16 protein-coding genes and 1 pseudogene are annotated in these 15194 nt (G+C 68.3%); 9 read left to right on the top strand and 8 right to left on the bottom strand.

All coding sequences use genetic code 11. The annotated features are described in order from the left end of the window. Positions 1-118 precede the first annotated feature (118 nt). The gene (locus ABD332_RS43325; protein ID WP_344509925.1) at positions 119-763 is read right to left on the bottom strand and encodes a hypothetical protein; all 645 of its coding nucleotides are present in this window, start codon (positions 761-763) and stop codon (positions 119-121) included. A gap of 416 nt (positions 764-1179) precedes the next feature. Between ABD332_RS43325 and ABD332_RS43320 the strand changes: the two genes are divergently transcribed. The 5 genes from ABD332_RS43320 (at position 1180) to ABD332_RS43300 (ending at position 6246) form a co-directional block, all read left to right on the top strand. Next, on the top strand, positions 1180-1962 hold the full coding sequence (locus ABD332_RS43320) for a transposase family protein (RefSeq protein ID WP_344509923.1): 783 nt from the start codon (positions 1180-1182) through the stop codon (positions 1960-1962). 174 nt (positions 1963-2136) lie between these two features. Beyond that, positions 2137-2826, top strand: coding sequence for an SUKH-4 family immunity protein (locus ABD332_RS43315; RefSeq protein WP_344509922.1), 690 nt, complete (start codon positions 2137-2139; stop codon positions 2824-2826). 976 nt (positions 2827-3802) lie between these two features. After that, positions 3803-4639, top strand: a complete 837-nt coding sequence (locus tag ABD332_RS43310) for a hypothetical protein (protein ID WP_344509920.1) — start codon at positions 3803-3805, stop codon at positions 4637-4639. Positions 4640-4760: 121 nt separating this feature from the next. Beyond that, entirely contained in the window at positions 4761-5624 is an 864-nt protein-coding gene (locus ABD332_RS43305) for a tyrosine-type recombinase/integrase (RefSeq protein ID WP_344509918.1), read from the top strand. A 67-nt stretch (positions 5625-5691) separates the two neighbouring features. After that, positions 5692-6246: a YcxB family protein gene (locus ABD332_RS43300; RefSeq protein ID WP_344509916.1), complete on the top strand. Its 555-nt coding sequence runs from the start codon at positions 5692-5694 to the stop codon at positions 6244-6246. A 168-nt stretch (positions 6247-6414) separates the two neighbouring features. Here the strand turns inward: ABD332_RS43300 and ABD332_RS43295 are convergent, their stop codons facing one another. Continuing rightward, positions 6415-7308 carry an IS5 family transposase gene (locus ABD332_RS43295; protein WP_344509914.1) on the bottom strand — a complete coding sequence of 298 codons (894 nt, stop codon included), beginning with the start codon at positions 7306-7308 and terminating at the stop codon, positions 6415-6417. Between the two features lie 204 nt (positions 7309-7512). Between ABD332_RS43295 and ABD332_RS43290 the strand changes: the two genes are divergently transcribed. Beyond that, complete coding sequence (locus ABD332_RS43290) at positions 7513-8382, top strand: hypothetical protein (protein WP_344509912.1); 870 nt, start codon at positions 7513-7515, stop codon at positions 8380-8382. Positions 8383-8863: 481 nt separating this feature from the next. On the opposite strand, the gene ABD332_RS43285 is transcribed toward ABD332_RS43290, so the two are convergent. Beyond that, positions 8864-9718, bottom strand: coding sequence for a helix-turn-helix transcriptional regulator (locus ABD332_RS43285; RefSeq protein ID WP_344509910.1), 855 nt, complete (start codon positions 9716-9718; stop codon positions 8864-8866). A gap of 2 nt (positions 9719-9720) precedes the next feature. Next, complete coding sequence (locus ABD332_RS43280) at positions 9721-10647, bottom strand: SDR family oxidoreductase (protein WP_344509908.1); 927 nt, start codon at positions 10645-10647, stop codon at positions 9721-9723. A 207-nt stretch (positions 10648-10854) separates the two neighbouring features. Here ABD332_RS43280 and ABD332_RS43275 point away from each other — a divergent pair, with 207 nt between their 5' ends. After that, a complete protein-coding gene (locus tag ABD332_RS43275; RefSeq protein ID WP_344509906.1) occupies positions 10855-11214 on the top strand; it encodes a hypothetical protein in 360 nt (119 codons plus the stop codon). 130 nt (positions 11215-11344) lie between these two features. On the opposite strand, the gene ABD332_RS43270 is transcribed toward ABD332_RS43275, so the two are convergent. The 3 genes from ABD332_RS43270 to ABD332_RS43260 all read right to left on the bottom strand — a co-directional run bounded on the left by ABD332_RS43270 (position 11345) and on the right by ABD332_RS43260 (position 12765). Beyond that, a complete protein-coding gene (locus ABD332_RS43270) occupies positions 11345-11569 on the bottom strand; it encodes a hypothetical protein (protein ID WP_344509904.1) in 225 nt (74 codons plus the stop codon). A 38-nt stretch (positions 11570-11607) separates the two neighbouring features. Continuing rightward, a complete protein-coding gene (locus ABD332_RS43265) occupies positions 11608-12291 on the bottom strand; it encodes a DUF6766 family protein (RefSeq protein ID WP_344509902.1) in 684 nt (227 codons plus the stop codon). 81 nt (positions 12292-12372) lie between these two features. Then, on the bottom strand, positions 12373-12765 hold the full coding sequence (locus ABD332_RS43260; protein ID WP_344509900.1) for a hypothetical protein: 393 nt from the start codon (positions 12763-12765) through the stop codon (positions 12373-12375). Between the two features lie 66 nt (positions 12766-12831). Between ABD332_RS43260 and ABD332_RS43255 the strand changes: the two genes are divergently transcribed. Further along, positions 12832-13455, top strand: coding sequence for an SGNH/GDSL hydrolase family protein (locus tag ABD332_RS43255; RefSeq protein ID WP_344509898.1), 624 nt, complete (start codon positions 12832-12834; stop codon positions 13453-13455). A gap of 13 nt (positions 13456-13468) precedes the next feature. Here the strand turns inward: ABD332_RS43255 and ABD332_RS43250 are convergent, their stop codons facing one another. Further along, positions 13469-14290: a hypothetical protein gene (locus ABD332_RS43250; protein ID WP_344509896.1), complete on the bottom strand. Its 822-nt coding sequence runs from the start codon at positions 14288-14290 to the stop codon at positions 13469-13471. A gap of 85 nt (positions 14291-14375) precedes the next feature. On the opposite strand from ABD332_RS43250, the pseudogene ABD332_RS60235 reads away from it, so the two are divergent. Next, positions 14376-15146: pseudogene (locus tag ABD332_RS60235) on the top strand (glycoside hydrolase family 26 protein); the annotation flags it as partial. Positions 15147-15194: the final 48 nt, after the last annotated feature.

Genomic DNA, 15194 nt, shown 5'->3' with positions numbered 1-15194 from the left:
GTCACGGACCGTCAACGGCTCGCCGTGGCCGACGCTTCCTGTCCAGCCGATGAGCGCGCACCTGATCAAGGTCGGCGCGGGTCGTGCCCCTACCTGTGGAAGTGGCGGCAGAAACGCGTTACGTGACTGGTCGGACTATCGGATGACGCTGCTGGACGCCCGGATGGAGTTGCCGGAGCTCGGCCAGGAAATCGTCGAAGTGATGTTCACCGACTTGCTCGTTCTCGACACGCGCGGTGAGGAACTCCACGAGCTTCGTGTCGCCCTTGGCGGCTGCAGCGAACGCCGCCGCCTCCAACGGTCCGGTGCCCTGTGGCAGTACCGGCCGGAACCGGCCCCACCATCCTGGGTGCTCGTGGCCGAGGTAGATGTCCTGGGCCCACAGGACGAAACCGTCAAGGTCCTTCGCAGCCAGCAAGAACTCCAGCAGTGGACCAGACACGTCGGCGAGCAGGTCCGACGGAAGTGGCTGATCGCTCGCAGGCAGTGGGTACCATTCGCGGCCGACTGCCGTTTCGGCGGTGCCGTTCAGACTGTCACAGCGATGGCTGGTCACCGGAGTGGGCAAATCAGCGACCGCAACGCCGACGTTCAGCTGAACCTGGGGCCGCGATCCGCTGGTGCGGGTGTGCACGCTCAGCGTGCGGCGCAGGCCACCGTCCAGTCGCTCACAAATCCGGCCGGCCCGGACGAAGCCAAACGGCGCCAGGGCGGTGTGGTGCAGTTGATTCGCGATCCGAGAGGCCGTCCAATACGTAGGCACCGCCCAACTATCGCCGCTGCTGATCGAATTCGTTGCCGAGATCCGGGGCAGTGTCGGGCACTACGTTCCACACAACCGGAGTCCACAGGCTTGATTCGCTCCCGGCATCCGGATCTGCCGCGAGTCGCTCGTAACACCTCGCAACGGAGGCCGAACGCCCAACGACGTCGTGTCGAGTGGAGCACGTCGCGAAGGAGACGGCCGGCTTCTCTCGCGCGCCACACGACTGGCCACCGAATGCTTGCGGCGCAGACGGCCGTCGTCGTGCTACGACCACAGCCCGGAGAGGAACACGACATGGAGCCTATTCATCCTGACGCCGCAGCTCATCGATCGTGTGTCGGACGCGGATCGACGTAAGACGAGGCTCCGGTAAGACAGCTGTCGACCAAGACCAACGTCAACCGGGAGCCTCGTTGCTGTCTTATCCTGCCACGATTGCGGTATCCACTCGCACGCTGAACTACCTCGCGGACCTGATCCGGCGGGAACGCCACCAGTGTCGAAGCCGATGGCGGCGCCTGGAGCCAGGCAAACAAGCGCTCTTGGTTCTGGCACACCTGCGTAATGGCGACACCTACGCCCGGCTTGCTGCTGGTTTCGCCATCGGCACCAGCACCGCCTGGCGCTACGTTCGAGAAGGCATCGATCTGCTCGCTGGGCTGGGCGACGATGTCGCTGCCGCCGCCCGCCGCGCGGCCCGGCTGGCCTACGGCATTCTCGACGGCACCCTCATCCCGATTGATCGCGTCGCCAACCAGCGCCCGTACTACTCCGGCAAGCACAAGCGCCATGGAGTCAACGTGCAACTGCTCGCCGACCCCGCCGGCCGGCTTGTCTGGGCCTCACCAGCCCTGCCCGGTGCTATCCACGACCTGACCGCCGCACGCACCCACAATCTCATCGAGAGGCTCACTGGCCACTGCGTCATGACCCTGGCTGACAAGGCATACCAAGGTGCCGGCGGTACGATTCGCACCCCGTTCAAACGCCAGCGCCACCGTCCTCGGCTCTACCGTCGGCAGCGCAGCGTCAATCGTTGCCACGCCCGCGCTCGCGGCATCGGCGAACGCGCCGTCGCGACCCTCAAAAGCTGGAAGATCCTGACCAAACTGCGCTGTTGCCCACGTCGGTCCACCGCCATCGTGCAGGCCATCACTGTCCTGTGCCGCATCGAGACGAATCGCTACCTGTCGTGAGAACGGCTCACGTGACCCGGCGTTGGCGGATGCGGTCGGCCAGGCAATTCTGCGTACGGGTGGAAGGCGGAATGGTGGCAGCGTAGGACAGGAAGATCCTGGTCAGGCATCAGACCGCCTCAGCACGGCTCGGTCGGCGCGCTTACGAGCATCACCACGATGGAGACTGTTGGCATGGAGGGCTTCCTCAGGTGGGACGAGACTTGGACGGCCGACACGCCGCGACAGGCGGTGGCGCGGGTCCTGGACGCGAAGCTTGACGAGTTGACCGACTCGGGAACCCTCAGCGTGAAGCCGCCCGCCTCACTGGCCCTGTGGCGGATCCCTGAAGAGGACAAACGGATCCTGCGTACCTATGGCATGCCCAGGATCGTGCAACCCGATTCCTTGCTGCGAGTCGGTGCCGCATTCCAGGGAAGCGCAGACCCCGGGTACTCCGCAGGGAACGTCACGGGGTATGTCATCGCAGAGTGCTTGGACGTGCTCCTGGTCTCCTGCGAGTCCACCGGGGCCGTCTTCGCTGTTCCACCCGTTCGGGACCTGCCCCCGGCGCTCGCTCACCAGCATCCGAACGGCATACCCGACGAGCTCGTCAACTCCAGCACGGGTGCCTTCGTACAGTTCGCATGGCGTTGGTGCCGACTGGCAGCCATCCTTATCAGGGAGCAAGAGATCGCCGACGCGGCCGATGTGACGGCGTGGCGTGCGGCTGGAGAGTCCGGTGACGCCGTACGGGACATCGACTTCCACGGGACATACCGAGCACTGTGCCACATCGTTCGCGAGCAGTTCCGCGCATGGGATCCCGTCGCGGTGGCCAGCGACCAGTCGATGTGGTCGAACATGATCGGCGGATTTGAGTAGCGGATCGTCTACAGCGATGGTGCCGGGCCGTCCCCCGAACCGCGAGAAGCAGGATGAAAAGGGTTCATGGTCGTCCGTCACGTTATAGACCATCATCGGCGGATATGTGTTGTCGCCCTCGCTGTACACGAGAACGCTCTTCCCGAGCGCACTGCCCAACGTCCGCAGGAATTGGCAGAACACGTCCAGCCGATCCTGGCCCTGAATCTCGTAGAGACTCGCATCGCTGAGAATCTCCTCCGCTGCCCACGGCCGTACGATCCACTCCAGGTCGCGGTCCGGCCACACCCTCAACAGCGGCAGTTCTCCGTCGACGCCACGAGCAAACAGCTGCGCTGCGCGGTCTGGCACCGGAAGTACCCGGCCACCCACCTCATACCTGCACGCCCATTCACGCGACTGGACCAATCCGAGCAGTCGACCCCAGTCGGCTACCGTCGTGTCGGCCACGATCACGTCAGGTGCGCTGCCGTTCTCGACCGGGTCGAACCACTGCTGAACCTCGTCCCATAGCACCTCAGGCACAGCGCGATACTGCCCGAACCCGACAGCACCCGGCATCCGGGTTTGCTACGGATCGTGCGCACCACCGTCGCCGAACCACCCCGGCTGAAGCCACCGGCCGGGGTCACGTTCGGCTTGACACCTACATCTGCCAGTCAGGCCCGGCACCGACGGCCAGCTTGGCCTTGATCGGGTGAGCACATCTGCCGCGTCACGGGCGGAGGCCATCACACGTCTGTTACCTGGCGTAGCTAACGACGGTGGCGCACCCATCCTGCCTGTCGATATTGGTGCATCCTGATGTCATCGGTCTTGTTGCCGGAGGGGCCGAGCTTGACGGTCTACCGCGACAGCAGGGGTGCGGTCCGGTCGACGACCTACTGGGGGCGCTGCTTGCTGAGTCACGGCACAGGGCAGGGAGTTCGTCGCCGCCCTGACAGGGACGACCGGAGTCGTCGCGTAGTGTCCTGCTGTGCTGGCTGCTTCGTCCTCCGAGTCCGATGAAGCGGGCACGATGCCGGACGCGGCCACCGTGCTCAGTGACACGGACTGGCCGGCGCTGGAGCACGCCACCGGGCTGGCGACCGAGCTTCCGGCCGTCCTTGTGCGACTGCTGGACGACGACGCATCGGCGCGCACGGAGGCGCTGCGCTACCTCGACCGGATCAACCACGGGAACTCCATCTACCCGGCGACCGCTCCCGCCGCCGTGTACCTCGCGACGATCCTGCCCGATCCCCGCACAGTGGCGCCGGTCACCATCGACCACCGTGGCGTCGTGGGTCCTCGGCCGCTGCGGGTCGTGTTGCTGGACTGGCTCGGTGACATGGCCGACGACGTCGGCAACGAGGTAGCGGTGCTGGCCCTGAAGTACGGCGACGATCTGCGGGATGCGCCCGCCGTCGTTGCGCTGGGGGCCGCTCGACCGACGATCTTCCGGGTCGTCGCCTCGTTCGTGGATGACGGCGACCCGGCAGTTCGTGCTGCGGCTGTCGTCGCCGCCGGCCGCCTCACCGACGACCCGTCCCTGCTCGGCTTCCGCACCGAATTGGCGATCCGGCTTCGGGCAGTGCTGGACAACGATGCCGACGGCGACCACCGGGCCGTGCGAGACGGCTACTCGCCCACTGGAACCGGCCTGTACCAGAGCCCGCGCCGTCCAATCAGAACGGGAACGGACCAGACGCGCTCGACGCACCCCCGTTCTGACAGCCGTCGTGGCAGGCAGCCAGCCGCGCGGCCCACGGCGAACGACATCGCCCTGCTTGCCACACCGCGCCGGGCCTTGCGAAGAACCCGACGTGCTTGATCACGTGCGCGCTCATGCCGCGGCGGGAGCGCTGGCGTTCATCAAGGCCGGTGACGCACCGTAGTACATGGCTGCGTTTCCTGTCCCCAGCGCTCATCTCGAGCCTTCGGGTGAGCTTGTCTTGCGGGCCGCGGTAGCGGCCTACCTCGGTCGCTACCGCGGCCTGACCCGACAGCACAGCGAGTCCGACCTGCGGGTCTTCCTACGCTGGTGCGCCGACCATGAGCTCGACCCGCTCGCCACGGTCCGAATCGACATCGAACGGTATGTGCGCTGGCTGCAGGACGTGCGGTGCTACCAGCCGTCTACCGTCTCACGCCGCCTGTCGATCGTGACCGGCTTCTACAGGACCTGCGTCATCGACGGCATCCTGCCGCACTCACCCGCCGACTACGTCCGCCGGCCGGCCGTCCCCGCTGAGTCACCAACGCTCGGGCTCGGGCATCTGCAGTTCGAGGCCCTGATCACCACCGCCCGGCTGTCGGCGAATCCGAACGACTTCGCTCTCATCGCGCTTCTCGGCCTGCTCGGGCTACGGATCTTCGAAGCCTGCGGCTCCAACATCACCGACCTCGGCGAAGAGCACGGCCACCGCGTCCTACGGGTACGCGGAAAGGGCGGCAAGGTCGTCCTCGTCCCACTGCCGCCAGCTGTGGCCCGGGCAATCGAACGCGCCGTCGGCAACCACTCCGACGGGCCGATCCTGCGCAACACGCTCGGCGGACGCATGGATCGCCACGCCGCATCCCGCCGGCTCCGGCACCTGGCCGCGGCCGCCGGCGTCCGGATGCCACGGATGCACCCGCACATGCTCCGCCACACGTTCGTCACGACCATGCTCGACGCCGGCGTCAGCCTGCGCGACGTGCAGATCGCCGCCCGCCACGCAGACCCGCGTACGACGATGCGCTATGACCGAGCTCGCAACAACCTCGACCGCCATCCCAACTACATCCTCGCGGCCTACATGGCCTCCGGAACCTGACCTTGGAGCACGACCGATGAGCGTGTGCGGTGATCTTCGAGATGGTCGGACGCCGTAGCATCGCTGCGTGCTCATCGAGTTCACCTTCGCCCGGCCGCAGGAGTACTTCCGTAGGCATCTGGTGCCGGGTGCCAGGCGTGCTGCTGTTCCGCGGGTGGCTGTCGCGGTCGGACTTGCGCTGCTCGGATACGTGGTCGTCACGTTCGGAGACGACGTCGATGGCGTCACCGCTGTCTGGGTCAGCGTGTTGTTCACCGTCGCCGTCGGTTTCGCGCTGTGGCGGGCCTGGCGCAAGTATGTGGCGCTGATGGCCGTACCAACGTTCTGGCTCGCCGCGCGCCACTACGTGATTGACGACGAAGCGGTGCACGCTACCACTGAACTGTCCGCCGTGACCTATCACTGGCCACTGGTGCAACGCGTATGGGTCGTTCCGGAAGCATATATCTTCGGGGTGGAACACTTCGGGATCTTCGACCTGCCTCGAGCCGTGCTGACCGAGCGGCAGAACGCCGAACTCCGAACATTCTTGGCAGCGCGCGGCCTGCTCACCGCAGACGCTATGGACCCTCCAACCGCGACGCCGACTCGGGTCGATCCTGAGGGATCTGCGACGGTCTAGCGCGGGAACGCACGCATCTGCCGCCGTTGGTGCGCGTCGGCCGGCCCGTGCACGTCACAGCGGGTGACCAGAACGGCGAGGCCAAGGGCTTCCTGTTCTGCCGATGAGCGGATGCCGGTAAGGACCTCTGAACGTCGCGAGCTCTTAGCCCGTGTTTGGTAAGTCGGGTCAGAGCCATTTGTTGATGGCGGTGATGGTGACGGTGGCCTGGTAGCGCACGGCGAGCTTGTCGTACCTGGTGGCCATGGCGCGGCTGTGTTTGAGCTGGTTGATGCCGCACTCCACCGCGTGGCGCTGCTTGTAGACCTCGGGGTCGAAGGCATGCGGGCGGCCACCCTTCGACCCGCGCTTGCGCCGGTTCGCCGCATGGTCGGCCTTGATCGGGATCGTCGCCCGGATACCACGCCGATGCAGATAATCCCGGTTGCCCTTACCTGCGTACGCCTTGTCGGCCAGGACCCGATCCGGACAGGTCCTCGGCCGGCCGGCACCAAGCCTCGGCACCCGGATACCTTCCAACACCGGCACGAACTGCGGACTGTCACCACGCTGCCCAGCAGTCAGCAGCAACGACAACGCCTTGCGCCCCTGCTCACACGCCAGATGCACCTTCGTCGTGCGGCCACCCCGCGACCTGCCGAGGGCGTGATCGTCCGGTTCGACGTCCACCCCACCCGGCGGCTCCTTCTGTGAGCCACCATCACGGCGAGCACCGGCAGCGTGCTGATGCGCCCGGACACTGGTGGAGTCCACACTGACGTCCCACCGGATCCGCCCAGCCGCATCAGCGTGCGCCTGCAACGCGGTCAGCACCCGCTGCCAGGTCCCGTCACGCTGCCACCGGCGGAACAACCAGTACAACGTCTGCCACGGCGCATACTCCGCCGGCACGTCACGCCACGGCGAACCCACCCGGATCCGCCACCGGATCCCGTCAATCAGCTGCCGCCTGCTCCACTTCAGCGGCCGACCCAGCACCGACGCCGCAGGCAACACCGCGGCCAGCGCCGCCCACTGCGCGTCGGTAAGGTCGTGCCGCCTCGCCACCGCTATGGTATCCACGAGGTCTCCGGGCTTGGTGCTTCTTGGTCGAACCACCAACTACCGGAGACCTCGCCGTTTTTCGATCACCGCCACACCGACGAACAGCTAACAACCCACAACGACTTACCAAACACGGGCTAGACCTCGTCAACCGGTGTCTAGCCGGACGGTCGCCGGTCAATCCCATAATGTGATGAGAGGACGTGACAAGCTGGAGGTTAGATGGCTGTTCGATACAGGCTGGCGACGGATTTCGACGAGGACGCCCTGCCCATGCCGGACCTCCTCTACGCCGCGCTGGACGCACTGCCTGAGTCGGACAGCCACACCGCGACTATCGCTGCCGGAGACGTCGCACGGCGGTTCATTCAGGTCGTGATGCGGCCGAACGGCTCGTTGAGCGTTCGGTTCAGTGAAGGTGCCGACCACTCTGTTGAGACGGTCGATGATGTCGATATCCTCGATGTGCACCAGGCGATCCTGCACTGCACCGCCGCCACCCCGGTGGTCTGGCGTGACGTGTGGGGTTCGGTTGCCGGTACCTTTACCCGGGCGTCGAACGTTGATCGCTGGGCAGCGATGGATTATGCGGGAACGGAGCTGTCGATCGCCACGGCGATGCTTGACCACGGCAAGCGCGCTCGTCGTCTGGGCGTGCCGTTCGACCCGCCGGAGTCAGTCCGCTGGGGTGAGTTCGAGGTCATCACAGGCGACACGTGGCTCGACGTGCCGGAACATGGCGTGACGACGATACGCGTGATCGCACCGGACACCCGGCACGAACATGGTGTCGCCCTCCGCGTTCCCCGAGGCACGATCAATGGTCAGGGCGCCGAGACCGTGCTCTGGCCGTCAGACGCCGCAGTCCCCTTCACGGTGCACTACGACTCGCCGCAGCATCTGCTGCAGGTCAGCAACGTCTACAAGGTCACTGGCACCGGTTGGGACCGGATCGATCGCTGGTCGGGGAACGCAGGCATGATCGTGACGCGGCTACCGAACGGTGAGCGGTCGTACGCGTGCAACCACGCCGGCACCACCCCTCCGACCTTCGCTGATCTCGCATTCGCGCTCGCCGTAGAGCCCCGCTGAGTGGTTGCGCAGAACAGCGCACAGCTATGGGCTGCTCAGCCGTGCGAGGCCGCGGGCGGCATGTTCCCCGAGCCGGAGGCCCGCCGTCCGGCAATGTCCGCCCGACCATGATCGGCCGTGCACGGGTCGTAGATCCAATAAAAGAAGTAGCCGCTGACCAGGCGCGCCGGGCTACCGGACTCGAACCGGCTCATACCTTGCGGTCGTTAGCAAAAAAGCTAGTAACGGACTTTCCCATCCGCCTTTGCCCGGCGCACCCGCCAAGCGTACTTGCGACCGCCGGATGCATGTCGGTTCCGAGCCACGCTCTCATGCCGCGAGTCGTGCGCGGCCTCCGGGTGAAATCCATCACTGATTCTGACGGCCTTCGCCGGCCCCCACGTGGACGGCTTGACTTGGCCCCAGACTGTTCGAAGAGCATCTCGGGTGACGGCTTGATTTGGCGCCGGGCAGGGGTTGGGAGAGATTCAACCAGTGTTGCTCAGCGTGACCGGCCGTCGCCGAGATCGGCGGCCGGCGCCTCGAGGTGCTGGCCGCCGATCACTTTCAGGAGCTCCAGTTTCTCGTGGCTCTCGCTGCCGGGCTGCGCGGTGTAGACGACCAGTTGCTGCGACTGGTCCGGGTCGATCAGCCGCTGGCAGTGCAGGTCGATCGGCCCGACCTCCGGGTGCACGAGTTGGACCGGACCACAGTAGCGGTTCGCCACCGGATGCTCGCGCCAGAGCGCGGCGAACTCCGGGCTCTCCTCGAGCAGCGCGCCGACCAGCGCACCCGCCCGGGAATCCTTGCCGTCGCGGATGTACGACTCGTGCAGGTCCGCGACGATGAGCGGCCCCTCCGCGGGCCGGAGCAACCGCGTCGCCGGGTCGGTGAACCAGCGATAGTGCAGGCTGCGCGTGAGACCTTCGTGGACGCTCTCGTCGCCGATCAGGGCGACGGACAGCGGGGTCTGCAGCAACGTCTCGCCGAGCGGGCTCACCACCTGCGCCGCGGCATCTCGCAGACCGTCGAAGATGCGCATCATCCCAGGGTTGACGTGGTCGTCGGTGGAGCGGCGCGGAGTGGCGTACCCGGCCAGCCGGAAGAGATGGTCACGCTCCTCCATGGACAGGCGCAACCCGCGGGCGAGCGCGCCGAGGATCTGCTCGGAGGGATAGGGACCGCGCGGCTGCTCGAGGCGGCTGTAGTAGTCGATCGACATGTCAGAGAGCACCGCGACCTCCTCGCGGCGGAGGCCGTGCGTGCGCCTCCGCCGCCCGCGGGGCAGGCCGACGTCCTCCGGTTGCAGGGCTTCACGACGGGTACGCAGGTACTCGGCCAGCCGGGCGCGGTCCATGCTCACACCGTCACGAATTCGACGCCGGCGAAACGCTGCGAGACGTCCCACAGCCTGGCGGCCGCGGCCTCGTTGCGTGCCGGTCGGTAGGGGTCCAGCTGGGCCGGACCGCCGGTGAACTGGCCGAACCCGTCCGGACCGTAGAAGTGGCCGCCCCCCGCCTCGGGGCTGGTGGCCGCGTACAGGGCCGGGAGCAGGCCTCGGTCGACGCCCTGGACCAGCACGCCCCAGCTCGCCAGGCGCTTCATGACGGCCTCGATCGGCGAGGGCTTCTCTCGGCCCATGTTGGGACCGGCGGCGTACAGGCCGGTCAGGGTCGTGCCCGGGTGGGCGGCGTTGCTGACGATGCCCCACCCGGCCGCTCGCGAACGCCGGTCGAGCTCGAGCGCGAACAGCAGGTTCGCGAGCTTCGACTGGTTGTACGCGCGGACCGGCGCGTACGCCCGCTCGCTCTGCAGGTCCTCCCAGTTCAGCTTGGCGTGCCGCGCCGCGCTGCTGGTCATGGTCGTCACCCGGGCCCCGCCGGCGCTCAGCAGCGGCAGCAGCCGGCCGGTGAGCGCGAAGTGCCCGATGTGGTTGGTCCCGAACTGCAGCTCCAGGCCGTCGGCGGTGGTGTGCCGCGTGGCCGGCGTCATCAGCCCGGCATTGTTGATCAGGATATGGATCGGCCGCCCCTCGGCGTTCAGAGTGTCCCCCAGCGCGCCCACCGACTTCAGCGAGGCCAGGTCAAGCTCACGGAGCGACACGTCGGCACCGGGCACCTCGGCGCGGATGCGGCTCAGCGCGGCCTCGCCCTTGGCCTCATCACGGACCGGCAGGAGGATCTCGGCACCGGCCGCAGCCAGACGGGTCGCCAGGCCGAGTCCGAGGCCGCTGCTCGCTCCGGTCACCACGGCGAGCCGTCCGGTCAGATCAATGGTATTCCGCATGGTTACCTTCTTCATGCCTCAACGCTGACGCCGCTGCTCGTTCGCAACCATGTACTGCCAGTACAAGGCTCAGCGGCGGTGCCAGCCCCGCAGCTTCGCAGGGTTCAGGACGACGCAGAGCGTCGTGGCCCGTTCCTCGTCGCAGCTGACGGCGATCACGGCCACGGCGGTGCCGGCCTGATCCTGACGGATACCAACACTGCGATCGTGCCGGGCTGCTGCTCCAGCCTGGAGGACTGGCGCGACTGGGCCCGCGCCCTCAGCGGCAGCGAACCGCCCTGGCTCGGCCACGACCCGACCCCCACGATGTCGATCGGCGACCGGATCACCGTCTGGCAGGACGCCGGGCCACCAGAAAACCACGCTCCGATCCTTTCCGGCCCGCACATCACCCTCACCCGCGCCCACCTCGCTGACCTGCTCCAGGGCGTCCACCGCGGCCTCACCACGTTCATCACCGCGCTTGCCGCCTGGGCCGCCCGGAACACCACCGACGGCCCGGCCCTCACCGCCACGATCGACACCGCGTTCGCGTTCACCGCGCTGCTGGCCCCCAGCGCTACCTGACGCCGCGAGGGGCCGGACGCCCTCGAACTCCCGTGCAACGCTTCACCCAAGATCACGTGCGCACTCATGCCGCGATCCGCGCGGCACCTCCCAGCGACGAACGACCGGTTCCGGCCAATGAGCGTGCGGGTCAGTGCCAGTGGCCGACCATGTAGGGAACGCCGCCAGCGGCCTGCAAGCCGTCTCGGTAGTGCAGCGCTGCACGTAGCTGCTCGTCGTCCGGCTCCGCCCCGGCGAGGACCGCGTCGACCTGAGTGATGGGCACCCCCGCGGCTTCGGTGAGGCCGGCCGCAGGCACGTCCCGATGCTCCAGCAGCCGGGCGAGGCGAGCACCGAAGAGCGGAAGGTCGATCACCAGGCCACGGTAGACCGACGCCGGCCGTGTTGTCCGCCTCAGCCTTCGATGCCGGTGGAGGTGTGGGAGGCGCCGACGGGTTTGGACTCTGGGGAGCCTCGTTGGCGCAGGTACACGGAGAGGATCACCATCGAGAAGACGGCGAGGAGCTCGGACTGCCAGTTTTGCAGGGTGCGGTTCCAGAAGTCGGGTTCGGTCAGGTAGGCGGCCCAGGAGACGGGGGGCTGGCGGTGGCTGAGCTGGCGTTCGTTGAAGGCGGCCACGCCGGCGATCGACTGGGCGAGCCACGACAGCGCGAAGATGCCGCCCATGACGAGGCCGAGGGAGTTGGACAGCAGGTGCAGGCGCCAGCCGGTCGTGCGGGCCCAGGCGGGTGAGTCGTCGCGGGCGAAGGCGCCGACGAGCTGGTCCTTGTCGGACTCGGTGCCGGGCCGGTCGAGCGGCTTGGACTCCGGGGATCCCTTCTGCAGCAGCCAGACCGTCGCCAGGATGTACAGGGAGAACTGCAGATACTCCGACTGCCAGTTCTCCGCGACGTCCACGGCGAAGTCCGCCGACGTCAGGTACCGGCCGAGGGAGACCGGCAGGAGACCGTCGGTGACCTGCTGCTGGTTGAAGTCGGCGTGCCCGGCGAGGCCCTGGCCGACCAGGGCGAGGACGAACAGGACGCCGAACACCACGCCGAGCGCGTGCTCTCGCAGGACCCGCCGTGCCCCGCTCACCGGTGCAGCAGCCCGATCGTGATGACGTAGGCGAGACCGGCGCCGACGACCGTCAGGCACAGCACGAACATCAGCCGCATCTCAGTCTCCTTCCACGGCGCACTGGTACGGGCGTTCGCCGCGGGACTGGCAGCCCGCCGCCACGACCCGCCAGCCGCCCGGGAACACCGCCAGGAACTCGGTGTCGCCGGCGTGCACGACGCGGGCCCATTGCCCGTACACGTCGACGTGGCGCACCGCGTCGGGGGCGGGCAGGTCCTCGTCGAGGATCGCGGCGGCGCACGGGGCGTCGGCGGACCGTTCCAGGGCGCTGACGGTCCCGGGCGCGAGCAGCCGGCAGGCGGTGGCGCCGTCGCCGTCGCGGACCGCCGTCAGCAGCCGCGTCGCCGTGGCCGAAGCGGCGTCACGCCGGCCGCCGTCGCCGCAGCCCACGGCCAGGAGACCCACGAGGACCAGCACCACAACGATCCGCACGCTGTCCGTAGTGCCCCGATCTGGGAGGTCGCACACATCGTGCCGGGCGGATGAGATCATGGCGCGATGATGTTCGAGGCTGGGCAGCGCATCGTGTTCATCGGCGACAGCATCACCGACTGCGGGCGGCGGGACGTGCGGGCGCCCTACGGTGACGGGTACATGAGCCTGGTGCGGGCACTCGTCACGGCCCGCTTCCCCGGTACCCCGCTGACCTGGGTCAACCGTGGGATCAGTGGCAACACGGTCCGGGATCTGGCCGCACGCTGGGACCGCGACGCGATCGGCCAGCGGCCCGACTGGCTGGTCGTGATGATCGGCATCAACGACGTGTGGCGGGCGTTCGCCGGGCGGCCGCACGAGGCGGTGCCGTTGGACGAGTACGAGGCGACCCTGCGCACCCTGCTGCGGAGCGCGGTCGACGCGACCGGCTGCCGGTTGCTGCTCGCCGACCCGTACCTCATCGAACCCGACCGCACGGAGCCGCAGCGCGCCGAGAGCGACCGCTACGCCGCGGTGGTGGCGAGGCTCGCGGAGGAGTTCGGGGCGCCGCACGTGGCGACGCAGCACGCGTTCGACGCCGTCCTCGAGGTGTCGCCGCCGGACCTGTGGGCCGACGACCGCGTCCACCCGGGCCTGCCTGGCCACGCCGTCATCGCCGACGCCTTCCTGCGCGTCATCACCGGCTGAGCCAGCTGGCCTCCTACCGGACCCGCTCCGGATCAGCCAGGAACTCGGTGATGGCCCGCCCCGGCACGTCCGTCACCCCGAACTCCCAAGGCGCGGCGTCGAGCTTGCGCTGCACCGCCGCCCGGATCGCTCCGGCGTCCTCCCCGTCCGGCGAGGCGAGCCGCTCGTAGGCGTCGTCGTCGGCGTCGCGCAGCACCGCCCGCAGGTCGGGCAGGCCCAGGTAGTCGGCGGCGCGCGCGGCGGCGTCGAGCCGGTCCGGCGGGAACTCGGCCAGCACCGCGTCCAGGCCACCGCCCATGGCGCGGTCGTGCAGCCGCCGCAGCAGCGCCAGGTGCCGCAGCCCGACGGGTCCGGCGGTGGCCTCCGGTTCATCGACAGGCAGCGAACCGGCCGCGTCCCACAGCACCTCGACGAGGTCCCGCAGCAGGTACCCGCGCCGGTCGCCGACCCAGGCCGGCGCGGGCCGCCAGCGGCGGGTGGCGCGCAGCTGGTCGAACCCTGCGCCGATGGTGACCGTCTCCAGGGCGTCGACCGCGAACCGGCACGGCAGGATCGACGCGAGCGGCACCACCCCCGGCGTCCCGGTCAGCGACACCCACGCCAGGGTGGGATCGTCGGAGTCGACCAGGTCGTGCCACCGCCCGCCGTCCAGCAGCGCGACTTGGCAGTGGTCGGCATCGATGACCGACACGACCACCGCGACCCTTCGTTCGTCGTCGCGCCAGGTGTACGAGGGGTCCTCGCCGGGGTCCGCCGACATCAGGATCCGCTGCACGTCACCCGCCGCGGCGGCCCGCAGCGTGCGGGTCAGCCCGAAGATCCGTCGCTCGATCACGCGCAACTGTAGCCGGTTGACTTAACCCGTTTTAGCTGACTTACTCGGTTCAGTTCGCACCGACCGCCAGCGGAAGGAACCCCTCATGCGACTTGCCGCGTTCGCGGTGTCGGCCGTCGTCGTCTGGGCGGCGGCCTCGGCCGTGCCCGCCGCGGCGGCGCCGACGCCCAGTGGCACCGCCACCGTCGCCGACGTCGTCACCTACCTGCAGAGCATCACCGGCCGCAACATCCTGTCCGGCCAGCAGGACGGGCCCAGCTCGGCACCGAACACCTGGCAGCAGAAGGTGCACGACATCACCGGCGAATACCCGGGGTCGTGGGCCGGCGACTTCGCCTTCGAGCAGAACGACATCAACGCCCGGCCGGCCGTCATCGCCCAGGCGAAGGCGGTGTGGGCGGCCGGCTCCATCCCCGCCCTGGTGTGGCACATGTGCCCGCCGACGGTCGCGCAGTCCTGCCACTGGGACTACGGCACCGGCGCCATCATGAGCAGGCTCAGCGACGCGCAGTGGAACGAGCTCGTCACCAACGGCACCGCCCTCAACACCGCCTTCAAGCGCCGCCTCGACGAGGCCGTGCCCTACCTGCAGGACCTCAAGAACAGCGGGATCCCGGTGCTGTTCCGCCCGCAGCACGAGATGAACGAGGGCTGGTCGTGGTGGGGCGGTCGCCCCGGCGCGAACGGCAGCCGCAAGCTGTTCCAGATCACCCACGACTACCTGTCCGGCACCAAGGGCCTGAACAACCTCGTCTGGGTCTGGAACCTCAAGGACATCGCGGGCGGCGAGAGCCACGTCGCCGACTACTGGCCCGGAGCGTCCTATGTGGACCTCGCGACGCTCGACGCGTGGGTCAACAAGCAGCCGACGCAGGCCTGGTACAACGCCATGCTGGGCATCGCC

It is taken from the genome of Dactylosporangium maewongense (assembly GCF_039531485.1).
Taxonomy (GTDB): domain Bacteria; phylum Actinomycetota; class Actinomycetes; order Mycobacteriales; family Micromonosporaceae; genus Dactylosporangium; species Dactylosporangium maewongense.
This window is presented reverse-complemented; position numbering and strand designations above follow the sequence as displayed.